The sequence below is a fragment of the Bacillus sp. ME78 genome (assembly GCF_903970865.1).
Taxonomy (GTDB): Bacteria; Bacillota; Bacilli; order Bacillales; family Bacillaceae_G; genus Bacillus_A; species Bacillus_A cereus.
Genome location: NZ_CAJCKK010000016.1, coordinates 1 through 25,614 on the forward strand (window position 1 = coordinate 1; position 25,614 = coordinate 25,614).

Here is a 25,614-nt window from a genome sequence, read left to right on the forward strand (position 1 = left end):
TATAGATTATTATAATACGAAACGGATTAAGGCAAAATTAAAAATGAGCCCAGTACAATACCGGACTCACTTTTATCAAGCTGCCTAATGAAATAACCGTGTCTAACTTTTAGGGGTCACTTCAAAAAGCACTCTTTTTTCTTTCTTACTTTAATCTTAGAAATCGAAGTTATCAGGATCTGGACCAACGCGGTGATTTTGGTTTAACGCATCGATTTTTTCCATGTCTTCTTTTGTTAATTCAAAGTTAAATACATCAGCATTTGCAATAATACGGTGTTCTTTCGTTGATTTTGGAATTGTAATTACTCCGTTTTGAAGATCCCAACGTAAAATAACTTGAGCTGTTGTTTTACCGTGTTTCTCAGCAATCTCTTGTAATGTTTCGTTATCTAATAATTGACCTTGCATTAGTGGTGACCATGCTTCCATTTGAATACCTTGTTCTTTACAGAAAGCTTGTAGTTCTTTTTGTGTTAAACGAGGGTGGTATTCTACTTGGTTAATCATTGGTTTAATTTCTGCATCTTTCATTATATCTTGTAAGTGATGGATTTGGAAGTTACTTACACCAATTGCACGTACGCGCTTTTCTTTATAAAGTGTTTCTAGCGCTCTCCATGTATCTTTATATTTTCCTTCTGAAGGCCAGTGAACAAGATATAAATCTAAATAATCTAGTCCTAATTTTTTTAGACTCTCTTCGTATGCAGCGATTGTTGTTTCATATCCTTGATCTGCGTTCCATACTTTTGAAGTGATGAATAATTCTTCTCTTGAAATACCAGTCGCTTCAATACCTGCACGGATTCCTTCACCTACAGCTTTTTCATTTCCGTAAATTGCAGCTGTATCGATGCTACGGTATCCTGCTTTAATCGCTGATTTTACAGCTTCTACAAGTTCTGGTCCTTCTTCTACTTTAAATACACCTAAACCGAACCAAGGCATTTCTACACCATTATTTAATACTGTTTTACTTTGTAAGTTTTTCATTTTATTTTCTCTCCTTTTATTTTACTTGATCTCTTTTTTCTAATGTCATGCTCCATGCTGTTAAAATCACAGCACCTACTACCATAAGACCGCCTACCCAAGCAGTATGGATTAATCCTAACGAATTCGTTACAAGGCCACCTATATAAGAACCTAAAGCGATTCCTCCGTTAAATGCGGCAATATTAATTGCTGAAGCAACATCAACCGCACTTGGAACAAAGCGCTCTGCCAATATAACTACATATACTTGTAGCCCTGGAACATTCATAAATGCGAATAGTCCCATGAAAATAATTGTGATTAATCCAGCTACTTTAAATGGCGCTGTAAATGTTAAAACAAATAATATGATCGCTTGAATAAAGAACATGTAAAATAGCGCTCGAATCGGATTATGATTCGATAATTTCCCGCCAACCATATTCCCTATCGCAATTGCGATTCCGTACACTAATAAAATGATAGTAACGGTACTTGCTTCAAATCCTGTTACTTCTTGTAATAGGGGTGATAAATACGTAAATGTTACGAATGTACCACCGTATCCAAGTGCAGTAATAATGAAAACAAGTAATAGTCTTCCATTTTTAATTAATTTAAATTGATCACGAAACGATACAGGTACACCATTTTTTAAATTAGATGGGACGAGTATACTGTTTGCGATGAAAGCAATAATTCCAATTACGACAATCGCCATAAATGACGCTCTCCAGCCAAACTCTTGACCGATAAATGTTCCAATTGGCACACCAGTAATAGTCGCAACTGTTAATCCAGTAAACATAATCGCAATTGCGCTAGCACGTTTATTCTCTGGTACGATTGCAGCTGCAATTGTAGATCCAATTGACATAAACACACCATGTGCAAACGCAGATACAATTCTTGCGATAATTAATACAGTGAAGCTTGTTGCTACCGCCGCAATGCCATTACCAATAATGAAAATAACCATAATCCACATTAATAATGTCTTTCGCGACATACTAGCCGTTAACGCTGTTAAAACAGGAGCTCCTACCGCTGCTCCTAACGCATATAAGGAAACCGTTAAACCGGCTGTTGTAACCGAAACATTTAAATCTTTTGAAATAGATGGTAGTAAACCGACACTAATAAACTCGGTCGTACCAATCCCAAACGCACTAATTGCTAGCGCTAATAAAGCAAACATACTTCTTCGGCTCGTCTGAGCTTCCGAAGATGGTACTGTATATGAACTCAATTGAATTCCTCCTTATTACAAGAAATCCAATCATAATAGTATGATAAAAAGGCCCTTTTATCTTCTAAAAAATATATTTCATACTTACAAATGCTATTATGAATGGTTTCATTCCTTTTTTGAAGAACGCACTTTAAAGTACGATAGGCACTAAAAAGTAACATAGTCACTTTTTGGTACCGTACTACTCATTTGCCTCTTACATGTGCTATTATGAAACATATTTAACATAATAAAAAGTACGTACTTTAAAGTGCTATAGGTACTAAAAAGTAACATTTGTATTATTAAACTTACTTTACTCAAAAAGGGAGGGATTCATATGAAGAAATACAATATTCCTGTAGAGGCGACTTTAGAAGTTATCGGCGGCAAATGGAAAGTTGTTATTCTTTGTCACTTAACGAAAGGTACAAAGAGAACGAGTGAATTAAAACGCTCCATGCCTGGTATTACACAAAAAATGTTAACGCAGCAATTACGTGAATTAGAAGACGACGGGGTCATTCAAAGAAAAGTATACAACCAAGTCCCACCGAAAGTAGAATATTCTCTTACCGACTACGGTTGGTCTTTAGAATCCATTCTTGACTCTCTTTGTTCTTGGGGCGAATGCCATCTTGAAAAAGAAGGTAACACATCGATGCTAATTGCAGAAGGTGAATAATAGGAAAAAGGAAAAAACGAACATGAATTTGTTCGTTTTTTCCTTTTTTTCTATATATATATGTACATTTCTAACTGAAACAAAATATTTTATACGCTTTCATACCTTGTCAGCACTACGTTATACACTCAATATCAAATAATTAGGAATCATTTTTATGTTAACATAGGTGTATATAGTATATAATATAGGATATATATTATATACACTTTCCGGTAACGGAGCTTTTCCATTATGCGGACAAGCCATATATCGGACAGTTCATAAATAATAAGTAAGACGTTATGGTTTTAGATTTATGTTTGCAGCTTACTTGCTGTCATAAATTTAAAGGCATTTTATTGTGTTTTGTGAAACTTTGCATAAAGTTTCGTAAACGTTTACTATCTTACTTATAAAAAATAAGAGTATTGCTATCGTAAAGGAGAATTGGAGATGCCAGAAACTATGACTCAAACAAAGCCAGAACAAGAAACTGTACAAATTTCTGCTAGCCAAGGACAACTTGATGTACTTGATCAGTTGTTAAAACCTGAGGTACAAGAATCATTAACAACACTAGTAGAACAGCTTCCAAAATTAACTGAGCTTGTTAACATTTTAACTAAGTCTTATGACTTCGCTCAAACTGTTGCTACTGATGAAGTATTAAAAAGCGACACTGTTGGTGCAATTACAGAGCTTGTAGAACCTGTAAAAGATACAGTGAAAAGCATGGCTGCAACTGCAATCGAAGCGAAAGATCGTGCTGATGAAAGTACTGAAGTTATCGGCCTATTCGGTCTATTAAAATTACTAAAAGATCCACAAGCACAAAAAATGTTCCGCTTTGTGAACGCATATCTTCAAATTAGTGCAGAACGTAACAATAAATAATTTAACTTATAACAACAATTAGTAAAGACGGGGGATATCATACTATGTCAAAACAAATTGTCATCTTAGGCGCTGGTTATGGCGGTCTTCTTGCCGCTTTAAACGTACGTAAATATTACAGCAAATCAGAAGCACAAGTTACAGTGATTAACCAATACCCAACACACCAAATCATCACTGAATTACACCGCCTTGCAGCTGGTAACGTGTCTGAGCAAGCAATTGCAATGCCACTTACAAAGCTTTTCAAAGGTAAAGATATCGATCTTAAAATTGCAACAGTTGAGTCATTCTCAGTTGATAGCAAAGAAATCAAACTAGCTGGCGGCACTACTTTATCTTACGATGCACTTGTAGTTGCTTTAGGAAGTAAAACTGCTTACTTCGGTATTCCAGGACTAGAAGAAAACAGCATGGTATTAAAATCTGCTGCTGATGCAAACAAAATCTACAAACACGTTGAAGACCGTATTCGTGAATACGCGAAAACGAAAAACGAAGCTGATGCTACAATCGTAATCGGTGGTGGCGGATTAACTGGCGTTGAGCTAGTTGGTGAGCTTGCTGACATTATGCCTAAACTTGCAAAAAGCCACGGCGTAAATCCAAAAGAAGTTAAACTTCTTCTTGTTGAAGCAGGTCCAAAAATCCTTCCAGTATTACCAGACCACTTAATCGAACGTGCAACTACTAGCCTAGAAGCACGCGGCGTTACATTCTTAACTGGTCTTCCTGTAACAAACGTTGCTGGCAATGAAATCGACTTAAAAGACGGTCAAAAACTTGTTGCTAACACATTCGTTTGGACAGGTGGCGTTCAAGGTAACCCATTAATCGGTGAATCAGGTCTTGAAGTTAACCGTGGACGTGCAACAGTTGATGCATACCTACAATCTACTTCTCACAAAGACGTATTCGTTGCTGGAGACAGCGCTGTTGTCTTCTCTCCAGACGGTCGTCCATACCCACCAACTGCACAAATCGCTTGGCAAATGGGTGAGTTAATTGGATACAACTTATACGCAGCACTAGAAGGCAAAGCATTCGAAGAGTTCGCACCTGTAAACTCTGGAACACTTGCTAGTCTAGGACGTAAAGATGCTGTTGCTACAATCGGAGCAAGCAATACTCCACTTAAAGGTCTACCAGCATCATTAATGAAAGAAGCAAGTAACGTTCGTTACTTATCACACATTAAAGGTCTATTCAGCTTAGCTTACTAATCTGAATATAAGCCCGAATCATGCCCTGCATGGTTCGGGCTATTTTTTATCCGTAATTTTCTCTAATTTATTTATTCGGCAAAAGAATAATATAACCCTTTTAATTATCTAAATTTACTGATTATTTTATGTCTAAATTGTGTATATGAAAAGAGTGAAAGCATCTTCTTTCCTTCCACTCTTCCACAAAAACTATTATCCCAATTTCACTAAGCTATAGTTCTTCTTTCCTTTACGGATAATAATAAATCTTCCATCAAACGAGTTTTCTACAGTAACATCTATACCCACATCTGTTACTTTCTCGCCATTCATAGATATAGCTCCATTATTAATATCCTCACGCGCTTGTCGTCTAGATGGTTCAATTCCTAAATCAACTAGCCACTCTACAATATTTTTCGTCTCTTTTGAAGACTGGAATGTCGGCATCTCTTTAAAGCCTTGTTCAATTTCATCAGCTGTTAACGATTTAATATCTCCGCTAAATAACGCTGCTGTAATTTTCTCAGCTTGTAATAACGCCTCTTCTCCATGAACGAATTTCGTCATTTCTTCTGCTAATACTTTTTGCGCTTCACGTTTATGAGGCTCTGTTTCTACCTTCGCTGCTAATTCATCAATACGCTCTTTCGTTAAGAACGTAAAGTATTTCAAGTATTTAATTACGTCACGGTCATCTGTATTTACCCAGAACTGGTAAAATTCAAACGGTGTCGTTTTTTCGGGATCAAGCCAAACCGCACCACCTGCTGATTTACCAAACTTTGTACCGTCCGATTTTAATAATAACGGAATCGTTAATCCGAATACTTTCGCCTCATGACCTTCTAACTTACGAATTAAATCTAAACCACTCGTAATATTTCCCCATTGGTCACTACCACCAATTTGAAGTTGAACATCCTCTTTCGTGTATAAATGATGGAAATCCATTGCTTGCAAAATTTGGTATGTGAATTCTGTGAAAGAAATACCTGTATCTAAACGGCTTGCTACAATATCCTTCGCTAACATGCTATTGATGCTAAAGTTTTTCCCGTAATCACGTAAAAACTCAATAATATTTATTTCATGTGTCCAATCATAGTTATTTACCATCTTCACTTCGCTATTTCCGCCAAAATCAAATAGCTTTTTCATTTGTGCTGTTAACGCATCTACATTATGCTGAACCACTTCTAACGTTTGAAGTTGACGCTCCGATTGTCGTCCACTCGGATCACCAATTGTTCCTGTTGCCCCGCCAATTAAAATAACAGGATGATGGCCAGCTAATTGGAATCTCTTCATCATCATAAACGGAATCAAATGTCCGATATGCATACTATCACCAGTCGGATCAACTCCGCAGTATAGTGAAATCTTTTTCTCTTCTACTAGCTTACGTAAACCTTCTTCGTCAGTCTGCTGATTAACGGCGCCACGCCATTCTAATTCATCAATAATATTCATCTTTTGTCATCCCCTTTATTTTTTAAAAACAAAAAAGCCCCTATGTCTACGATAGACATAGGGACGATTATTCACCGTGTTACCACCCAGTTTGCATAAATAGCATAGCTACTCATACCACTCTTAGCAATAATATCGATTGCTAGTCCGCTTAGCATTACCTAAGATACTCCAGAGTGTAATTCGCAAGTTTGTTTGTGCTAGGTTCCAGCAACCCCTAGCTCTCTCGTTAACAGTGACAAACTGCTACTGGGCTCTTTCAACGTATGTTATTTGTTAAATTATTAGCATTATATTGAATTGAAAACAAATTGTCAACAATACCCAAATATTATTTTAAAATAATTCATATCTTCATACGTATTTCGTTATTCCTTATCTTCTCCAATAATCCTTACTTCTCGCTCTAACTTCACGCCAAATTTCTCTTCAACTGTCTTTTGTACGAAGTGAATTAAATCGATGTAATCTTGTGCTGTTCCGTTATCAACATTCACCATAAATCCAGCGTGTTTTAAAGAAACTTCCACTCCACCAATTCGCTTACCTTGTAGTCCTGAGTCTTGAATCAACTTACCAGCAAAGTTATTTGGTGGACGCTTAAATACGCTACCACATGAAGGATATTCTAGAGGCTGTTTTGACTCACGCTTAAACGTTAAATCATCCATTTTTGCTTTAATTTCTTCACGTACACCTTCTTCAAGTTCAAATCTCGCTTCAAGAATAATGTAATGGTTGTTAGCAAATACACTCTTACGATATCCAAATTCAAATGCTTCTTTCGTCAAAGTACGTAGCTCTCCATCACCTGTCATTACAACAGCTTCTGTTAACACAAACGATACTTCACCACCGTAAGCACCAGCATTCATATATAACGCTCCGCCAACTGAACCTGGAATACCACAAGCAAACTCAAGACCCGTTAAGTTATGGTCTAAAGCAATACGTGATACGTCAATAATTGCTGCACCACACTGTGCTACAATCGTCGTTCCTGTTACAGTAACACCTGTAATATGAATTAAACTTACTGTAATCCCGCGAATTCCACCATCTTTAATAATGACATTCGATCCATTTCCTAAAAACGTAACTGGAATATTATATTCGTTCGCATATTTGATAACTTCTTGAATTTCATCATAATTTGTAGGCGCAACAAAAACATCTGCTTTTCCACCAACTTTAATATGCGTATGATTCTTTAACATTTCATCTTGTTTAACATGTCCTTCAGGCAATACCGTACTTAAATATTTATAAACCTCTTGCATATTCATTTTACGATTCCTCTATTTCTATATTCATTTTATCCCGTTATACGGGCCCATAATATCCCCACGTACATGAAAGAACCTAAAGTGGTGGATACAGTGTACCCAAAATCAATTCGAGACACCTATAAACCTCTTAATTTATAAGAGGTGCCACTCATATTAAAATATATATTGCATAATAAAGCAACCCAAATGGACTACTAAACTTGACATGTCATCAGAAAGACAACAATTTGTAAAATATGTGACTTTTTCAAAACACTATCCCTCAGTATCTTACTATACCATACAAAAAGAAAGTGGTATTTTTTTGTACTTTTTACTTTATTTACATCAATAAAAAAAAGCACATCCGACAGAATGTGCTCTTTCTATACTCTTTATATTACTTTTCGTTCTCTTCTTTTTCTTTATCAAACCATAACAGCTCATCGTTATCAACTTCACCATTATAATTGATTAAAATTTCTTCTCCTGCTTTTATATCCTTATAAGCAAAGAAGTTAAACGTATGGTTCTCGAAGACAATATCATACGTTGCATTCGGTTTATATGAATGATTAAATAACATACCGTATCCTAAAAGGATTGCCGTATGATTGATCCCATACTCAAATGCGTAGTCAGCAAGTAACGTTTTCTCAATATGTTCATGCTGTTCATTCGGATAAGAGATAACTGGTGCTGCGTGTATCAACTCACCCTTTTTAATATCACGAGTTGCAAATACACCTCTATTAAATTCTCCATCACTAAGTTCAGAAGTCTTAACTTCGATCATATGCGTCACCTATATAATTCTTTCTTTGAAGTATTTTATTCCGCTATTTGCGGATAGCTTGATTAGTGAGGGCTAATAATCAGTATGTACTAGTCTCACTTTATCTCCTTAAGCTTGGCAGAAAACGCGCAGAAAAGCAATTAAATTCCTATCAAGTATTCATTTCAATGAAAAAAGAACACATCATTTGTGCTCTTTCCAAGCAATATTACTTTTCTAAAATATCTTCTAACAACTTCACTTGCTCGCTAACAGTTTGTAACGTCTTCACTGACGTATCATTTCGATGTTTTTCTTCTTCCACACTCGCTAGCACTTCTTCTGTAGCTGTAGAAGTTTGCTGAATTACGTTAGAAGCATGCGTAACATCCTTTACGATATTCATCGTTTTAACTTGGAAACTTTCTTGATGAACAACAACCTCTCGCATTACTTCATTAATCGTATCAATAAACTTCCCTAAATCAGTTACGTTTGTTAAAACGCTTGCTAACATCTCGTTACATTCTTCTTGTACTCTTTCTGACTTCTCTACCTGCACTTCTACCTTACTTGCTTGATTACTAAACTCCTTCAAAATCCCTTGAATTCTTCCCGCAGAACGATTTGATTCTTCAGCAAGCTTTAACACTTCACTCGCTACAATAGCAAAACCTTTTCCATGCTCGCCTGCCCTGGCAGCTTCAATATTTGCATTTAAAGCTAGTAAACTCGTCTGACTTGAAATATTCGTTATTACATCTACAATTTCATTAATTTGTTTCGATTGCATCATTAAATCTCTAAATATAATTCCAGACTGTGAAACAACATCATTTAAACTTCTCATGTTAGCTTCAAAATTTCTTAAAGTATGTACGCTACCCTTTGAAATTTCTAAACTTTCATCCACACGAACCGATGCAGTTCTTACTTGAGAGATGATTTGTTCAATATTTCCCTCCATATCATTCAATACCTCTACCGAACGATACATCATTTCTGATTGTGATTGCGTACCAACTGCAACCTCTTCAAAGGCAAAATTAATTTCACTCATCGATTCCATCGACGTGTTCATATTTTGTCTTAAATGATTGAAATTACTATCTAGTTTCACAACTGTTTCTCCAATAAGCCTTTGCGTCTCTTCTAGCTCCTGAGCTTTTCTCATCACTTCTTGCTTCTCATCGCTTAAACGAAGGAGCAGATTAGAACCGATTTTCGTGACGCCCCACATAGCGATTGTTACAATCGCTAACAAACTTGCAAAATTAGCAGCTTCAGACGAGGCTGTATAAGCAAAAAATTGCTCCGGCCAATAGCTACAAAGGATAAATGTGATCACAACAGCTACCCCGCCAAGAATTAAAATGAGGCGCTCACTTAAGTAAATAAGTGAAACAGCTAATGTAAAATAGACCATTTGAAATACAGCCGGGCTTTCATTAAAAGCTTGTACCATAATGTAAGACATTGTAAGCAACATAAATGTCATGATATATTTATACGCTGATTCCATACTTTTTATAAAAGTAAAAAGCGTTCCAAATACAACGACAGAAATACCACAAATCCAAAACGCTATTGCTCTCTCTGTAAAAATATATCCATAATACCCAATCGCGATTATCCCAAGGAAGAAACTACAAATCGTTATAAACAGTAATAAATGATTTTTCTGTGATTCTTTCTCAAGGTTAGAAAAACAAGTCCTCTTTAACCACTCCATATGAAGCCCCACCTTCTACTTATACATATCAATTACTTCAGTTTAAATACCGCACTTACTGGGTTATGATCGCTATTTTCAAACTTTAAATCTTTCCCTTGTACATTTACAATCTCTACATTCGGTGAAACGATAAAGCCATCAATAATAGTGACGAAATTTTCACCTTCTACATATTTCTTTACATCATCTCTCACAGTCATAACAGACGGATCTACAGCCCACTTAAAGCCACCGTCCGTAAAGTCCTTCGGTAACTCTACTAACCACTCAGGACGCTCTTTCACGAACTTCGGATCACTTAATTGAGCGTTTGAAACTAATTGATTCCAATCTCCGCCCATTATTACGTAATCACCATTTTCATAATGCTTGTTCATATATTCTTTTAAGTACTCTACTTGCTGTTTTCTAATTTTCCCGCCTTCATCATAAGCAGACAAATGTAAATTTACGAGTCTAACATGTTTCCCATTATTAACAGGAATTTTATACTCCACAATTGCTCGATCTAAATCAAACAAACGCTTTGGCCAAGGCTCCATTCCAGGAAGCTGGAACCTCTTCGCTTCTTGAACAGTGTATTTAGAAAACGTACTTAATCCAGCCTCCGCATAGCCCATTGGATTTGTTATTGGCACTGGAACCCATTTCGTATCGTAGTTCTTACCAAATGATGAAACATAATCAGGTAATCCTTTTTTCAAAAATTCATGTTCATTTACATCAAATGAACGAAGTGACTTTATATCAACTTCTTGTAATAGTGCAAAATCACTATTCTCATTTTGTAAAAACGAAAGCATATTCTTTAAATTAGTTTCCGTTTGCTCTTTACTACTTGAACCAGATCCCTTTCCACCATCCATAAAGAAATCTTGGTCCTTATCTAACCCAGCATATCCAATATTAAATGTTGTAACTTTAAATTCATTTCCAGTCGCTAATACGCGCTCCTTATTATTCTCCACCTTCAAGCTTATAACATCAGCAGGCTGTTCTTTAGTAAGTGTCATATACGCTAGAAATCCTCCTACAATGCCCGCTACTACTAAAACACATATAAATACGATTTTTAAAAATTTCTTCAAATAAATGACTCCTTTTCACGCGAATTTATTTTTCTTTATTTTCAGTCAAATAAAACAAAACGACACACATAAGAAACATTTTATCATAATTAAAACTGTATATCACTATATTTAGTTGATAAGTAATCGATCCCATTTTAATTACTAAAAAAAACCTTCAGGCATCAAAAAAAGAAACGTTACACCCACCTCCTCACTGGAAATTAAACGGTATATTTAGTACACTATATGTAATAATCATAGGCGATGGAGTTCGCCATAAACGCTGCTTAGCTAATGACTCCTACCAGTATACATACTGGTAGGAGTCTATTTTTTTGAGCAAGCTATTTAAAGAGGTGAGAAAATTGATTTATATTATCGTCGGCATTGCCGGTATATTAGGAGCTCTTTCTCGTTATTATTTAGGTCTTAATATCTCCACATTTTGGCATCATTCATTTCCATTAGCAACATTACTCATTAACTTAATCGGTTGCTTCTTCTTAGCGTGGCTAACTACTTATATCGCTCGGCTAAACATCTTACCTTCAGAGGTTATCACAGGCATCGGGACTGGATTCATCGGTTCCTTTACGACTTTTTCAACATTTAGTGTAGAAACTGTGCAATTGATCAATCATTCTGAGTGGAGCATAGCCTTCTTATATGTATCATGCAGCATACTTGGTGGCCTCATTATGTCTGGCCTTGGCTATACACTTGGAGATTTCTTAATTAAGAAATCTCTTACGGAAGGTGATTACTCATGATAGAAGCTTTATTAGTCGCAACAGGAGGATTTTTCGGTGCGATTACACGATTTGCAATTAGCAATTGGTTTAAGAAAAGAAATAAAACACAATTTCCAATTGCTACATTCCTTATTAATATAACAGGGGCGTTTTTACTTGGATATATAATTGGCAACGGAGTCACTACAGGCTGGCAACTATTATTAGGTACTGGATTTATGGGCGCATTCACTACATTTTCTACGTTTAAATTAGAATCTGTTCAGCTTCTCAATCGTAAAAAACTATACATCTTCCTTTTATATTTAATTGCTACTTACATAATTGGTATCCTCTTCGCATTCCTTGGGATGAAGCTAGGTGGAATATAAAAAAAGCGACTCTATTGAGTCGCTTTCTTTCATAAGAAATATGTCCCGCCATATGGAATGGAAAATAAACCAGCTGGATGTACATCATAATGTACAATTTGCATCGGAAGTTGTGAATACGGCATATACTGACTTTGCATCATTTGTGCAAAATATGCTTGTTGTTGCATTTGAATAGCTTGATTCATAGCATGAATTGTTCCCTGTGCCCCTGCCCAAGTAATAGCCGATCCTACTTGTCTTCCATTATAAAAATGATGGTTCATCATGATTCATCTCACTTATTCTTTTTTTCCATATGGTATGTTTCTATTTCATAGTGAGTGTTTTGTCCCTATTGGTAGCCCCTATCTATTGCCCTTTTTCAGCTTTGAAGTAATAAATCCAAATAATAATACACCAATGCCACTAAGGAACAATACATAACTTATCGGTACTAGGAAAAAGAAAGGTTCTTCAAGGAATCCATCCGCTCCTACTTTACTGTTTGAAGCATGTATAGTTAAAGAAATAATCGCTAAAATCATGAAAGAAATAGCTACTACGTATTTATTTTTCATCATATACTACTCTCCTTTAATTCCCACTGATCTTATTACCATTATAATACGCCCAGAAGTATCAAAAATCAACAATTATTTATCGTTTTACAATAAATAATTGTTTTCAAATCACAAAAAAGCTATAGATAATATTTTATCTATAGCTCTTCCAATCGGTTATTTTGTGCCAAAGTATGCCTTTTGGAACATACACATTCTTATCGCATTATGATAGTTACCATCAACGAAAAACTCATCGATAAGCTCACCTTCTATCATAAACCCAACTTTTTTATAAACATGTACTGCTTTTTCATTTTCCTTATCTACAACTAAATAAATCTTATGCATATTTAGTACGGAAAAAGCGTAATCCATTGCTAAACGCGTCGCATCCACTGCATAACCATATCCTTGATAATTCGGATCAATAATAATTTGGAACTCTGTTCTACGATGAATATAATCGATTTCTACTAACTCAACTAATCCAACCATTTCATTGTCTTTCTCAACGATAAATCGGCGTTCGCTTTGATCATGTATATGTTTATCGTATAAGTCTTGCAGCTCCACAAATGCCTCATATGGCTCTTCAAACCAATAAGACATAATATGTGCATTATTATTAAGTTCGTGTACAAACTTTAAATCTTCTCGCTCTAATGGACGTAACTTCAATTCCTGATTCATTCCTATAACCTCCAAGTAAAAGAAACCTCTTCACTTAATTTCTCAATTTTTTTCGATTTCAAACGCCCTAATTTCATTGTAAACTTTCAAGCAACTTGAAGGTCAAGATGTAAAAAAGTAGTGCAAACTTACGTCTGCACTACTACTCTTTTCTCAAATCTCTCATATTCGATATGTATAAAGCAATAACTAAAACAAGAATTGCTCCTGCGTATAATAACGTCTCCATCGGTTCCTCATGAGACACAATAATTAATCGAATTAAAGCCGTAATTCCGATATAAATAAAATAACGTAACGGGAAATGATAATTCGATTTAAAATACTTAATAATTAATGCAATGAACTCGAAGTATAAGAAATAGACGATGATACTTTCAACCAATTTATAAGACGTATACTCTTTTGACGAAAAAATATACTGCACAAACGTGATCGTCTCATTCACTAAGAAAATTGATAACACAATGGATAATATAATTAAAGCTATATTTAATATCCATTGCAAAACACTAGCTATAACATGATCGATATTAAATGACTTCATTTTCTCTTTAGACTCCCCTTCGTATAAGTACTTATTTATTATAGCAAAATTACGATTGGAAAGAAGTTAAATCATATATTCGTCCTTTGTTGTTTCCAGTGTAGGGAAGATTTAGTGTGTGGAGAATTCTGTTTACAACCATACCCGACGAAACATTGAGAAACTCTTTCAAATTACCATTCGTACATGTCTTACTAATGAGCAATGCATAATCTCGTATAGCATCCACATGTGCCAATTTTGAAAAATCTTTACAACTTGTACAACGCCAACCCTTCTTAACTTTAACCATTGGAATAACTAAGCATTTCTCACATTGTACTCCATTTAGCAACTCCTCTTTTTCTATTTTATATTGCTCAAGTATATTTTGTTGAAGTGGAGAATGCTCCGCTATTATTTGATGAATGAGCCTATCTACATTATCTATAACTTTTCTCTTATATTTACTTTCAAACCACTTTATTTTATGAGGTAAATTGGCACTATGAATAATTGTATGAAGAAGATTGTCATCTGAAGATTTTATAATGGTACGAGGCGAGCTAATAACAACGAGGGACTCAATTGGAAGACTAGAGGAAAATCCATGTGAGTTTAACCATTTCTTTAGTTGTATTTCTTGCCTTTTTATTTGTAAAACCGGATCTGGAAATCCCTCTGAATTTCCTTCTGTTATTCGGATAAGTTGATTAAACTTTGCATCAAACATTAATGTACCTGCTATATTTTTTATCTCAAGAAAAAGAAGAAACTTTGTGGAAAGGATAATAGTATCAATTTGAAAGTATTTATCATAATTACATAAGCGAACATCATGTAAAACACTATACTCTTTCTCAGAAATAAAACTAAGCGGATAATCAATCGCTTGCTCTCCTTTATACCCCGCCATGTGTTTTGCCAAGTTTTCTCCAATTAAATTTCGTTTCGGATGATGTACAGGTAACCTTCTAAGAAGTGCTTCTAACTGTCTTATATAAATCGGCATTTTTCTCTCTTTCACAATCACCTCAAACACCCCTTTACAAATATATCAACGATTTTTTCAATATATCTATCACAACTCACAATATATCAACGATTTTCTCAATATATCTATCACAACTCACAATATATCAACGATTTTTCCAATATATCGATTGGTCGACAATATCTGACACTACCTCACTCCAATCACTCACAGCATATCCTAGAAAAACACCTTCAGCAAAAACTTAAAATCGTATTTCCTCATAAAAAAACCATAACCCGCTCCTCCAGCAAAGGTATGGTTTTTAACCCTGCGATGCCACTCTATCTATAACTTTGCTGTGAATTCCACAAAATCCATTTGTACTTATACCAACTTTCACTTTTTTCACACTGAAACTATATCCGTTAAAATCGTTTCATAACGTTATTACTTCCGCATAGCTACAATTTATATAATAACGGTACAGTACAAATAACGTGCTGAATCACTAAGTATGGGGGAATAACGATGAACGAAGCGTTACTATTAGTAGACATACAAAATGATTACTTTGAAGGCGGCAATATGGAATTACATCAACCTGAAAAAGCCGCACAGAAAGCGAAAGAAGTTTTGAAAGCATTTCGTGAAAAACATAAAACAGTTATTCACGTACAACATATTGCGAACAATGAAGGGGCTACTTTCTTCTTACCCGATACAATAGGTGTTCAAATTTATGATGATGTACAACCAATTGCTAACGAAAGAGTCATTCAAAAACATCACCCTAACAGTTTTTTAAGAACAAATTTATTAGAAACATTACAGACAGAGAAAATAGACCGACTAGTCATTTGCGGTATGATGACTCATGTATGTATTGATGCAACAGTGCGCGCTGCCAGTGACTTCGGATTTCAATGTATTGTAATTGAAGATGCTTGTACAACAAAAGATTTAGAATTTCAAGGAAATCTAATCCCCGCAGTACACGCTCATCAATCGTTCATGAGTGCATTAGAGTTTGGTGATATTTATGCAACAGTCATGTCGGCAAACTGTTTTATAAACAAAAGCAAATAAAGAATTACAGTTCCATATGAAAAAAAAGAAAGGATAAGTATCTTATTCTTTCTTTTTTTCCATCGTCTTAATGACAGTATTTATACGATAATCACCATAATGTAAAACATCTGCAAGAGCCTCTTCTAATTGCTGATGCGAAGATGTGTGAAGAGTCATGACATAGCATCCATCGCCGCTTATACGATACATTTCAGTAATTACGTCCGTTTTTTCAAAAAAGTTTTGAATTTGATTATGATAGTGTGGTGCATGTAAAAATAGTGTAACAAAGGTCATAATAGAACCTTCTAGCTTCGCCCTATCGATATTTATCGTATATTTTTGAATAACACCTGCTTCTTCTAATTTATTAATTCGTTTCCCAACAGCCTGGCCAGTCAAATGTACTATCTCCCCAATTTCCTTCCAGTTCATTCTAGCGTTTTCTTGTAGTAATTGTATAATCTTAAAATCTGTTGAATCAAACATGGACATCCCCTTCCTATATGAAACGAATTCTATAAAATCTTCATTTCCCCTACAGTTTTTCTCAAAAGTTTTGTACTAAAATCGATTAGCTCTATTAGCAATTACATTATTATTAGCGGCTTTCCTTCTTCTTTACAATGTATTTTTTGGATTACTCGTAGGCACTACAGTAATCTAGCGATTTTTTATAAATATGAACAAATTTTAGGAATTAGTTTATCTTTTTTTTATGTTTTATTTAGAGGCAGTTTATAGTCGGGTATTAACATAAGAAACGTAGCAACTAAGTTCATATATGACGCACTGCTACTATAATCGCTAACCGTACTACTTGAAATCATAAAATAAGGAGACGATAAAACATGAACAAAAAAGCAAAAGCACTATCATCCGTACTGCTCGGATTCACATTAGCATTAACAGGGTGTGCTGGTACTAAAGCTGAAGAAAATCATGGGAAACAAAAACAAGAACAAGTTGCTAAAGAAACAAAAAAGGAAAATAAATTAACTAAAGGGCAAAAAATGGCTAATATTCTTAGCGAGACAAATTGGCAAGGTACACGAGTGTATGACAAAGATAACAATGACTTAACAAAAGAGAATGCAAACTTCATTGGTCTTGCAAAATATGATGCGAAGTCAGGCAGATATGAATTTTTTGATGCTAAAACAGGTGCAAGTCGTGGCGATAAAGGAACTTTCTTTGTCACAAATGATGGGAAGAAGAGAATATTAATTTCAGAATCAATGAAGTATCAAGCTGTCGTTGACATGACAAAACTAAACAAAAATGTATTTACTTATAAACGAATGGGGAAAGACGCTAACGGTAAAGATGTAGAAGTTTTCGTTGAACATGTCCCATATAAAGAAAAAGAACTTTCTTTCACTGATCCGGACAAGCAGCTGAACACGACTACAGGAGATATTGTTAAAAACGTTGATGGAGATAAAATTTTGGGCGGTACCCTTTGGCACGGAACAAAGGTATTAGACGAAGCTGGTAACGATGTAACACAGTTTAATTCGAATTTTATAAGTTTAGCAAAATTTGATGACAAATCTAATAAATATGAGTTTTTCAATAGCGAAACAGGTCAAAGCCGCGGTGACTATGGCTACTTCGATGTTGTACACGAAAATAAAATAAGAGCCCATGTTTCAATTGGAAATAACAAATACGGTGCTGCTCTTGAGCTTACTGAACTAAATAAGAATAAATTTACGTATAAAAGAACTGGTAAAGACCAAGCTGGTAAGGATATAACTATATTCGTTGAACATGAACCTTATAAAGGTGATATGAAACCACAATTTAGTTTTTAAATACGTTTGATTAAAGATCCTGTACTGAGTTGCAGGATCTTTCTTATTAAGCAAGAGAACGAAAAGACGAAAAACATGTAGCTTTTCGTCTTCACAATATTCCCACCTTATAGTTGATGATTTACAAAACCTAAAAACATACCGATACAAAATAAAATAAATCCAATTAGAATTAAGGGAAGAGTGAAGCCACCCCAAGCTGGTTTATTAGTAAACGCCCTTATTTTAAAATTAATCCTCGCTAAAGACATGATAACGATACCCGCTATTGATAAAATTGTAGTTACATAAGTCATCTAGAATAATACTCCTCTTCTATATTGATTTTATATCTCTGCAAACCATCTACATAATTGTTACAGTCCACTATTCATACATGTCATCCCAATTGTAGCAATCCAGCTTTGTGCCACATCATTTGTAAAATTCATTCTTCATTCCTAAAAAAAGGACAGAACCAGACGGTTCGGTCCTTTTTGTTTTATAATAATCTCTTTTATTTTTGCTACAATACCTTTTTCTTATAAATCTTACGCTAACACAGCTTTTGATTAACTTATCCTGAAATATTATGAATTTGCGTTCAACTTATCTAAAATACCTTTATCTATTTTTGCTTGATTCACTTTAGCTATTTTAGAAACAATCCCACGGCGATCTTCCCAATCAATCAAATAATATTGATTTTTTTCCAATTCATTTTGCAAGGAAATTTTCAGTTCTCTTTCTTCCCCTTTTTTATCGTACACCTTCTCATCGTAAACATGATACGTAAGAACTTCTCCATTACTCAATTTTTCGTTTTCTACTTTAGAATCAGTCGTTACTTTTACATAATATTGTTTAGTCAAATAGTATCCATTCCCTGACTTCATATAGTAGAAAGCACCTCCTACTATAGCTAATAACACAAAAATTCTCATGATCCATTTCATATGATAATACCTAACCTTTCTATTCTACTTGTAAGATTTATACCCGTTAAAATATAAATCTTCCTTACCTTAAGTATGCTTTAACCATAAAGATGGTACAATCCAGTTTCCTTACACCCACATTACATTTTTGTAATCCTATCATTTTACAAAAGTTTCTTAAGTTGGCCGCAAACAAAAGAACATAAACTTTTTAAAGTTTTATTCCTCCAATTGCCACACTTTTAGCAACACTTGTCCAAGTAATAGGAATTTCATTTCAATCCATTTTACGTGAAGAAGTAAATCAACGCCGATTAACTATATTAGGAATTACATTATTAATCAGCCCTCACCGATCGGGCCGCCCGGCAAATAGAGGAATAAAATTTGTGACTAAGTAAAAAAGCGCCCTACTTATAGGGCGCTTTTTTTATACTTAATGACTAATACTAGCTGTTGGGTATAATGTTGTTCCTCCAATTGAAACTTTTATTTCATTTGTTAATGGAACGTTTTGTTCATTAATAATTGTTCTCCACCATTCCCATGCAAGACCTGTACATTCTCTTGCTACAATTTTTATATTTTTTGAATTCGGTGGAAGAGGGATAACTGTAGAGTAATGAGCCGTTTTGTCTTTTCCACTACCATCCCACGTTTTATGTGTTAGTACTTCGTTACCCTTTTGATCAAATGTGAATTCATCCCAAGATACATCAAATTGAGCAACGTAAGCACCGTAATGATCAAGTGTCATTTTAGCACTTGAATATTCTGTAGTTGTCGTCTCAATATAATCTGTATTGTTATGAACAGCAGCAGTTGCATTATCTTTTAAGAAAGTACTTGTATATGAAATTGGGTATGCTGGATTTTTAAGACTTAATTCAGCATTATCTTTAATAATATTTCGGATTTCATTGAAATCTTTAGTAACAACCTTGTTATGCTCTTTCGCATCTCCGCCTAATACTACAGCAGTAAAGGTACTTTCTTCAAAAATATCTTTATACTGTCCACTTGTTTCAACGCTGTTATTCTTAAGTAAGGCTTTAAAAGCAGCTTGTACATCTTTGCTCTTAGATGTTGTTTCTAATTTTACATAAATCGTTCTACCATAAGCTACATTTGAAACCATAACAGGTGGAGCCGAATTACTTACGCCTTTTCGAGTTAACTCGTCAAAAGTAACGCTATTATCAAAAAGGTCGGATGGATTGTTAGGTAGTTCAGCACTTACCGTATAAAATATTTGCTTATACGCCGCTACCATCACTTTTTTCTCTCCATTTGCAACCGCATTAAAATCAATGTTTAGACTGTTATCAAGATATTTAGCGTTAACATTAAGAGCGCTTGCGATTTGTGATTTACTATAAACCATAGATTCCGTATACTGCATTCTTGCAGGTAACGTATGTGTTGTAGAATACTTTTCATTCCAAGTAGATACTAAATCGTCTACTGCTCCAGCTACATTACCATATGTCGGATTTTGGACAGTGATTGTATTTTCTTTTCTCATGCCCGGTAAGTCTATACTAATATTCAAAGGCTTTCTCTTAGCCACTAATAAACTTGGTTGATTGTCTGCAAAAGCTTTATTTGCAAGTTGTACAGCTCCTGGATACGTGCGATTCACTACAGAATCAATAATTGAAATATCGACTGGTGACGTTGTAAGTGATTTTTTCTCGCGTTCCACTACTACAAATTTACCATTTGAATTAATACTTTCTTTCGGAACAAAACTTTCTACTTTATCACCATTTACAGCTAAAACCTCTTGATTATTATATTTAAGATTTGCTATACCAGTATTAATGCCACTAGCATTTTTGGTTACATCAGTTACATTACTTGCTTGTGTTTCTGCGAAGGAAATAGATGAATAATTAATAGTGCATAGACTAACTAATAAACATGTAAGGAACTTTCTTCTTTTAGTGTTTTTCTTAATATTCAGAAAAATCACCCCATTCTTTTTTTAGTAAAATATGATAATGATTGATAAATGATAGCTAACTAATAAACTTACATAAATGCTTTTAAAAGTTCTTGAATTAACGGGATTACGCCACCTACAAATTTTAAAACTGCCATTGCGATTTCCATATTATTTCCTCCTTTTTATTGCTACGAAAATGTGATTTATCTTTATGCCCTCATTATAGTGACCCCTTACACTTTTATCAATACACTCTGATATGCAATATTACATATACAAAAAACAAGCTGAATTCTTTTGAAAAATTATACAGAGATATTTTTTCCACTTGGTACATACTTGAAAAGGTGAAGCATTCTTTTGCATTTTATGAGTAATCACATAAAAAAAGCTGCTGCCTATAAAATACAGACAGCAACTTCAACTAGAGTGTCTTGCATAATCTACGCAAGACATTTTATAACTAATAAACAGCGATTGGCCCATAAGGACCATTAATAATCTCTATTTTTGTTTCAAAAATATCTGTCAAAAGTGTTGGGTCCATAACTTCTTCTACTGTTCCAAAAGCAGCAATTTGTCCATCTTTCATAGCACAAATTTTATCCGAGTATTTAGCTGCAAAATTTATGTCATGCATGACAGTCAAAATTGTTCTTCCAAATTCATTAGCTGCACGTCTTAAATGCTCCATCATTTGAACAGAACGAGCAACATCAAGGTTGTTCAAAGGTTCGTCCAAAAGTACATATTCAGTCTCTTGGCACAATACCATCGCTACATATGCCCTTTGTCTTTGACCACCAGAAAGCTCATCTAAATATCTATTCTCTAAACTAGTTAAATCTAAGAAATCGATATATTTAGAGATGATAGCCTCATCTTCTTTAGTCAATCTTCCCTTTGAATAAGGAAAGCGCCCAAATCCAACTAATTGTCTAACTGTAAGCCTAGTTACAAAATGATTTTCTTGTCGCAATATAGTCAAAACTTTTGCTAAATCTTTTGATTTGGATTCAGAAACATCCATATTTGCTACCTGAATTTGGCCTTCATCCATATCTAAAAGTCTGCCAATCATCAAAAGTGTCGTTGACTTTCCAGCGCCATTTGGTCCAATTAAAGAAGTAAAGCCTGCTTTTGGTATTTCAATATCCAAAGGTCCTATTTTTACCTTATCAGTATAGAACTTTTTAACATTATCAATTTTTATCATAAAGCCCTCTTCCTTAAAACTATAGTTAAGAATATGATTCCACCGAATAATTCAATAATAACTGAAACTACACCTTGAGCATGGAATACATGATACATTAAAAAGTATGCGCTCGTCATTATTAAAAATCCTATAGCAAAAGCCATCGGAAAAATATATCTATGATCATAAGTTGACGCTGCCTGATAACTCAAAGTTGCCACTAAAAAGCCGTAGAAAGTAAGTGGCCCAATTAGAGCTGTTGAAATGGACATTAAAATAGCTACTAATACAAGCGTATAAATTACACTAGGTTGATATTTAACTCCAAAAGAAGTAGCAACATCCTTTCCTAGTGACAAAACATTCAAATTCTTAGAATGAGCAAAAATTAATACTGCTACAATTATGATCATAGGAATTACAATAGGAAAATATGCAGGATCTGCATGATTAACAGAACCAAATAATCTTGCTTGTAAAATATCAAATTCTGAAGGCGCAAGTAGTTTTCTCATGAAAGTTGACACTGAATTTAGCCCGGTACCAATAATAATTCCAACTAAAAGCATAAGTTGTAAATTCCCGTATTTACCGGAAAGTAACCATCCATAAAGTATCAAACTCATGAAGACCATAACAACAACTTGGAATAAAAATGATCCAATTCCATTAAAATTTATTAACGCACTAGCACCAAAGAAGAATACTGTACTCGTTTGAATTGCTGAATAAAGTGATTCGAAACCTAAAAGTGAAGGAGTAATAATTTTATTATTCGTAATAGATTGGAAAGCAACTGTCGACAAGCTATGGCAAACCGCAGCAATAATCATTGCAACAATAGCTACTATCCTTCTCTTAACGACTGGGATAAAAGAAGGTGAATCTATCGGAACTGGATTGTTATAAACTAAAAGTCCATATGAAGAAAGAAGACCTAAAGCAATCAATGTTATCAGTAAAATCCAATAACGTCTTGCTTCCTTCTTAGACCGAAAAGCACTAGCTGATCTACTTTCATTATGAAGGCTAGAATCGATTTCGACATTTTCTTTTTTTCTATATTCTAATGTGATCATCGTAGCCTCCTTGGTTTTCTTTGTCTCAATAAAATAGTAATAAACACGACTGCTCCCACTGTTGCAAGTATTAAAGAAACAGGTAATTCAAAAGGCTGTATAATTGTTCGAGAAATGATGTCACAGGCAGTTATTGATCCCATTCCGATCACACAAACCCAAGGTAAATTACTCCTAAGATCATCACCTCTAAACATTGAAACGATATTTGGCACAATTAATCCTAAGAAAGGTAAGTGTCCAATAACAGCTGCAACAATTCCAACTGCAACAGAGATAAGAGCAGTCCCAAAAAGAACAATTCTATTGTAATTAACTCCAAGACTTGTTGCGACATCTTCTCCTAGTCCAGCTAAAGTCAATCTATTAGCATACATAAAAATAAGAAAAGTAATGATAACAATCAGCCATAAATATTCATATCTTCCCACCTGAATGTTAGCAAATGAACCTACAAACCAAGTTTCAATACTTTGCGTCTTTTGAAAAAGGAGTCCTAAAAAAGTAGACACTGCAGAAATTACTGCTCCAAGCATCAATCCAATAATCGGAACAATTAAAGACGAACGAAGCTTAACTCTTCTTAAAAATAGAAAGAAAATCATAGTTCCTATAAAAGAAAAAATGATTGCACCAGTCATTCTTTGAACTAAAGTCGGGGCAGGAAATAATAAATACACAAAAAGCAGGCCTAAGCCTGACCATTCAATAGTCCCCGTTGTAGTAGGTTCAACAAAGCGATTTTGTGTAATGAGTTGCATTACGAGCCCTGCCATCGCCATCGCAGCTCCAGTAAGCATTAATGCAGCTGTTCTCGGAACACGAGTTATGAAAAACATCTCTGTCCCGTCCTCTTGTCCACGTATATCATAAACTCCAGTAAACAGTGATATAATCCCTAAAATTATAACAACTATAACTGCTATTATAAAAGGTTTTGTCCATATTTTATTTTGATTATAAAACTGGGGTTGAGAAATATTCTCAACCCTAGAAATCATATTTTTTGACACTGTTTCGTACCCCTTTACACTACTTAGCTAAAGTTTTTGCCATATATCCAAATAACTCTATATAAGTTTGAATTGATTCATTTGTGTAAGTATCTTCTGGTGCATAAATAACTTGTTTTTTAGAAACAGCAGTTGTGTTTTGAAGAGCAGGTGATTTAGAAATAACATCCTTAGCAGGTGTTGACTTAGCTGCATCAGATGTTGCAGCATCACGATCTAATACGAAAATCCAATCAGGATTTGTTTGTGCAATAGCTTCAACAGAAACGTCATCACCTTTATGACCTGCAGTAGAATTTGAAACTTCTAACGCTGGAGTCCAACCGAAAATTTCATACATTGGTCCCCAAACGCGACCAGAATGTGGAGCAGCAAAACCAATATTACCACCAGTAACGATAACACTCATAACTTTATCTTTTCCGTTATAAGCAGATTTTGCTTTTTCAATAGATTTATCAAAATCAGCTACTAATTGTTTAGCTTCTTTATCTTTATTAAAGATTTTTCCTAAAGTAATTGTAGAATCTTTAAGTCCTTTTACTAAGTTTTCGCCAGGCTTAGTAGCTTTCTCAGAAACATCAAAATTAAGATCAATAACTGCTGCATTTGGTACTAATTTTTTGATTTCTTCGTAATGGTCAGCAAATCTTTGACCAACGATTACAAGGTCAGGGTTTGCCGCTGCAATAATTTCAAGATTTGGTTCACGGTGATTCCCAATATTTTGAACTTTTTCATCCTTTTTATATGCTGAATCAGCAGGCATGATATCCTTTGGAGCAGCCGCTAATTTAATTCCCCAATCAGATAAAGTTTCAAAAGTTCTGTTATCCAAAGCAACTACATTCTTTGGGTTTACAGGGACTTTAACAGTTCCATGAGCATCAGTGATTTCAACCGTTTTTGGCTTATCACTACCATTATCTTTATTATTAGCCTTCGAAGTTTCTTTACTTGAATCTGAGCAAGCTACTAACATTAAAGTGAAAATTGCTAGAATACTCACTAATTTTAAAAGCATAGATTTTTTCATATGTATACTCCTTATAGTGTGATTTATTTCGAAAATGATGACATCCATAGATTGAATTAGAAAGTAACTTTTATTCAATTGAATCGCTATTGATAATCATTTTCATTTGAACATCCTGTTAATTAGTATAGTCATTAATTCTGTGAAAATCTTGTGAATGGTGTGAATTCATAAAATCAGGCACACAAAGTAATATATGAAGTCGGGCGTGTTGATTAACCTTTATTCTTCAGAGCGTGTCGATTTTTTTCGAGTAGACACTTTCATTAGATCTGGTCTCAACTAATGCGAGCTAGAATCGTCCCCTCCACACTACCCAAAAGATGCTCATTAATTGCTAATGTTTTCATAATCCATTGCCTGATAGAAATATTTTTTTACA

General features: G+C 34.6%; 28 protein-coding genes, 1 pseudogene, 1 riboswitch and 1 other annotated feature. Of the genes and pseudogenes, 9 read left to right on the forward strand and 20 right to left on the reverse strand.

The window, feature by feature from the left end; genetic code table 11:
- Positions 1-88 (forward strand): IS3 family transposase (locus tag H6481_RS17595; protein WP_139358419.1); only part of this gene is annotated, 88 nt, incomplete at its 5' end.
- 68 nt (positions 89-156) lie between these two features.
- Here the strand turns inward: H6481_RS17595 and H6481_RS17600 are convergent.
- Together H6481_RS17600 and H6481_RS17605 are read right to left on the reverse strand one after the other, a co-directional pair.
- Entirely contained in the window at positions 157-996 is an 840-nt protein-coding gene (locus H6481_RS17600) for an aldo/keto reductase (protein WP_182812504.1), read from the reverse strand.
- Positions 997-1,012: 16 nt separating this feature from the next.
- A complete protein-coding gene (locus H6481_RS17605) occupies positions 1,013-2,176 on the reverse strand; it encodes an MFS transporter (protein ID WP_168410432.1) in 1,164 nt (387 codons plus the stop codon).
- Between the two features lie 373 nt (positions 2,177-2,549).
- On the opposite strand from H6481_RS17605, the gene H6481_RS17610 reads away from it, so the two are divergent.
- From H6481_RS17610 to H6481_RS17620, 3 genes are all read left to right on the forward strand, one after another.
- Positions 2,550-2,894 carry a helix-turn-helix domain-containing protein gene (locus tag H6481_RS17610; protein ID WP_000760481.1) on the forward strand — a complete coding sequence of 115 codons (345 nt, stop codon included), beginning with the start codon at positions 2,550-2,552 and terminating at the stop codon, positions 2,892-2,894.
- Positions 2,895-3,329: 435 nt separating this feature from the next.
- On the forward strand, positions 3,330-3,770 hold the full coding sequence (locus tag H6481_RS17615) for a DUF1641 domain-containing protein (RefSeq protein ID WP_001115310.1): 441 nt from the start codon (positions 3,330-3,332) through the stop codon (positions 3,768-3,770).
- A 44-nt stretch (positions 3,771-3,814) separates the two neighbouring features.
- Positions 3,815-4,993: an NAD(P)/FAD-dependent oxidoreductase gene (locus tag H6481_RS17620; RefSeq protein ID WP_000043199.1), complete on the forward strand. Its 1,179-nt coding sequence runs from the start codon at positions 3,815-3,817 to the stop codon at positions 4,991-4,993.
- 195 nt (positions 4,994-5,188) lie between these two features.
- Here H6481_RS17620 and tyrS read toward each other — a convergent pair whose 3' ends face one another.
- The 5 genes from tyrS to H6481_RS17645 all read right to left on the reverse strand — a co-directional run bounded on the left by tyrS (position 5,189) and on the right by H6481_RS17645 (position 11,314).
- Positions 5,189-6,448 carry a tyrosine--tRNA ligase gene (tyrS, locus tag H6481_RS17625; RefSeq protein ID WP_001021094.1) on the reverse strand — a complete coding sequence of 420 codons (1,260 nt, stop codon included), beginning with the start codon at positions 6,446-6,448 and terminating at the stop codon, positions 5,189-5,191.
- Positions 6,449-6,504: 56 nt separating this feature from the next.
- Positions 6,505-6,720 (reverse strand) — a binding site (T-box leader).
- 96 nt (positions 6,721-6,816) lie between these two features.
- Positions 6,817-7,734: a UDP-N-acetylmuramate dehydrogenase gene (gene murB / locus H6481_RS17630; protein ID WP_001057106.1), complete on the reverse strand. Its 918-nt coding sequence runs from the start codon at positions 7,732-7,734 to the stop codon at positions 6,817-6,819.
- Between the two features lie 382 nt (positions 7,735-8,116).
- Positions 8,117-8,512: an SET domain-containing protein gene (locus tag H6481_RS17635; protein ID WP_000573647.1), complete on the reverse strand. Its 396-nt coding sequence runs from the start codon at positions 8,510-8,512 to the stop codon at positions 8,117-8,119.
- Positions 8,513-8,720: 208 nt separating this feature from the next.
- Entirely contained in the window at positions 8,721-10,223 is a 1,503-nt protein-coding gene (locus H6481_RS17640; RefSeq protein ID WP_071731065.1) for a DUF4077 domain-containing protein, read from the reverse strand.
- Between the two features lie 32 nt (positions 10,224-10,255).
- Positions 10,256-11,314: an endonuclease/exonuclease/phosphatase family protein gene (locus H6481_RS17645; protein WP_074618689.1), complete on the reverse strand. Its 1,059-nt coding sequence runs from the start codon at positions 11,312-11,314 to the stop codon at positions 10,256-10,258.
- A gap of 233 nt (positions 11,315-11,547) precedes the next feature.
- Positions 11,548-11,607: riboswitch (Fluoride riboswitch) on the forward strand.
- A gap of 54 nt (positions 11,608-11,661) precedes the next feature.
- Between H6481_RS17645 and crcB (H6481_RS17650) the strand changes: the two genes are divergently transcribed.
- Both crcB (H6481_RS17650) and crcB (H6481_RS17655) read left to right on the forward strand, forming a co-directional pair.
- Positions 11,662-12,066, forward strand: a complete 405-nt coding sequence (crcB, locus tag H6481_RS17650) for a fluoride efflux transporter CrcB (protein ID WP_069356665.1) — start codon at positions 11,662-11,664, stop codon at positions 12,064-12,066.
- Complete coding sequence (gene crcB / locus H6481_RS17655) at positions 12,063-12,419, forward strand: fluoride efflux transporter CrcB (RefSeq protein WP_182812506.1); 357 nt, start codon at positions 12,063-12,065, stop codon at positions 12,417-12,419. The genes crcB (H6481_RS17650) and crcB (H6481_RS17655) overlap by 4 nt, the downstream gene beginning before the upstream one ends.
- Positions 12,420-12,448: 29 nt before the next feature.
- Here crcB (H6481_RS17655) and H6481_RS17660 read toward each other — a convergent pair whose 3' ends face one another.
- The 5 genes from H6481_RS17660 to H6481_RS17680 all read right to left on the reverse strand — a co-directional run bounded on the left by H6481_RS17660 (position 12,449) and on the right by H6481_RS17680 (position 15,207).
- Positions 12,449-12,688: a DUF3947 family protein gene (locus H6481_RS17660; RefSeq protein ID WP_182812509.1), complete on the reverse strand. Its 240-nt coding sequence runs from the start codon at positions 12,686-12,688 to the stop codon at positions 12,449-12,451.
- A 78-nt stretch (positions 12,689-12,766) separates the two neighbouring features.
- Complete coding sequence (locus H6481_RS17665; RefSeq protein ID WP_000792612.1) at positions 12,767-12,979, reverse strand: DUF3955 domain-containing protein; 213 nt, start codon at positions 12,977-12,979, stop codon at positions 12,767-12,769.
- A gap of 159 nt (positions 12,980-13,138) precedes the next feature.
- Positions 13,139-13,654, reverse strand: coding sequence for a spermidine N1-acetyltransferase (speG, locus tag H6481_RS17670; RefSeq protein WP_001071090.1), 516 nt, complete (start codon positions 13,652-13,654; stop codon positions 13,139-13,141).
- Between the two features lie 142 nt (positions 13,655-13,796).
- The gene (gene psiE / locus H6481_RS17675) at positions 13,797-14,201 is read right to left on the reverse strand and encodes a phosphate-starvation-inducible protein PsiE (RefSeq protein WP_000834709.1); all 405 of its coding nucleotides are present in this window, start codon (positions 14,199-14,201) and stop codon (positions 13,797-13,799) included.
- 49 nt (positions 14,202-14,250) lie between these two features.
- The gene (locus H6481_RS17680) at positions 14,251-15,207 is read right to left on the reverse strand and encodes a nuclease-related domain-containing protein (protein WP_182812598.1); all 957 of its coding nucleotides are present in this window, start codon (positions 15,205-15,207) and stop codon (positions 14,251-14,253) included.
- Between the two features lie 477 nt (positions 15,208-15,684).
- Here H6481_RS17680 and H6481_RS17685 point away from each other — a divergent pair, with 477 nt between their 5' ends.
- A complete protein-coding gene (locus H6481_RS17685; protein ID WP_053563388.1) occupies positions 15,685-16,242 on the forward strand; it encodes a cysteine hydrolase family protein in 558 nt (185 codons plus the stop codon).
- Positions 16,243-16,284: 42 nt separating this feature from the next.
- Here H6481_RS17685 and H6481_RS17690 read toward each other — a convergent pair whose 3' ends face one another.
- Positions 16,285-16,713 carry an Lrp/AsnC family transcriptional regulator gene (locus H6481_RS17690; protein WP_239661668.1) on the reverse strand — a complete coding sequence of 143 codons (429 nt, stop codon included), beginning with the start codon at positions 16,711-16,713 and terminating at the stop codon, positions 16,285-16,287.
- A gap of 362 nt (positions 16,714-17,075) precedes the next feature.
- Here H6481_RS17690 and H6481_RS17695 point away from each other — a divergent pair, with 362 nt between their 5' ends.
- The gene (locus H6481_RS17695) at positions 17,076-18,041 is read left to right on the forward strand and encodes a DUF4822 domain-containing protein (RefSeq protein ID WP_069356451.1); all 966 of its coding nucleotides are present in this window, start codon (positions 17,076-17,078) and stop codon (positions 18,039-18,041) included.
- Between the two features lie 107 nt (positions 18,042-18,148).
- Here the strand turns inward: H6481_RS17695 and H6481_RS17700 are convergent, their stop codons facing one another.
- Both H6481_RS17700 and H6481_RS17705 read right to left on the reverse strand, forming a co-directional pair.
- Positions 18,149-18,337, reverse strand: coding sequence for a hypothetical protein (locus tag H6481_RS17700; protein WP_182812512.1), 189 nt, complete (start codon positions 18,335-18,337; stop codon positions 18,149-18,151).
- 273 nt (positions 18,338-18,610) lie between these two features.
- Positions 18,611-18,976 carry a YxeA family protein gene (locus H6481_RS17705; protein ID WP_002164645.1) on the reverse strand — a complete coding sequence of 122 codons (366 nt, stop codon included), beginning with the start codon at positions 18,974-18,976 and terminating at the stop codon, positions 18,611-18,613.
- Positions 18,977-19,167: 191 nt separating this feature from the next.
- On the opposite strand from H6481_RS17705, the pseudogene H6481_RS17710 reads away from it, so the two are divergent.
- Positions 19,168-19,359 (forward strand): annotated as a pseudogene (locus H6481_RS17710) (hypothetical protein); the annotation flags it as partial.
- 35 nt (positions 19,360-19,394) lie between these two features.
- Here the strand turns inward: H6481_RS17710 and alo are convergent.
- From alo to H6481_RS17735, 5 genes are all read right to left on the reverse strand, one after another.
- Positions 19,395-20,933, reverse strand: a complete 1,539-nt coding sequence (gene alo, locus H6481_RS17715; RefSeq protein WP_000576745.1) for an anthrolysin O/cereolysin O family cholesterol-dependent cytolysin Alo — start codon at positions 20,931-20,933, stop codon at positions 19,395-19,397.
- A 436-nt stretch (positions 20,934-21,369) separates the two neighbouring features.
- On the reverse strand, positions 21,370-22,122 hold the full coding sequence (locus tag H6481_RS17720) for an ATP-binding cassette domain-containing protein (protein ID WP_000590061.1): 753 nt from the start codon (positions 22,120-22,122) through the stop codon (positions 21,370-21,372).
- Positions 22,119-23,183 (reverse strand): iron chelate uptake ABC transporter family permease subunit, encoded by a 1,065-nt coding sequence (locus H6481_RS17725; protein ID WP_000631245.1) that lies wholly within the window; start codon positions 23,181-23,183, stop codon positions 22,119-22,121. Before H6481_RS17725 ends, H6481_RS17720 begins: the two co-directional genes overlap by 4 nt.
- On the reverse strand, positions 23,180-24,196 hold the full coding sequence (locus H6481_RS17730; RefSeq protein WP_000042077.1) for an iron chelate uptake ABC transporter family permease subunit: 1,017 nt from the start codon (positions 24,194-24,196) through the stop codon (positions 23,180-23,182). The genes H6481_RS17725 and H6481_RS17730 overlap by 4 nt, the downstream gene beginning before the upstream one ends.
- A 19-nt stretch (positions 24,197-24,215) precedes the next feature.
- Complete coding sequence (locus H6481_RS17735) at positions 24,216-25,232, reverse strand: siderophore ABC transporter substrate-binding protein (RefSeq protein WP_182812515.1); 1,017 nt, start codon at positions 25,230-25,232, stop codon at positions 24,216-24,218.
- Positions 25,233-25,614: the final 382 nt, after the last annotated feature.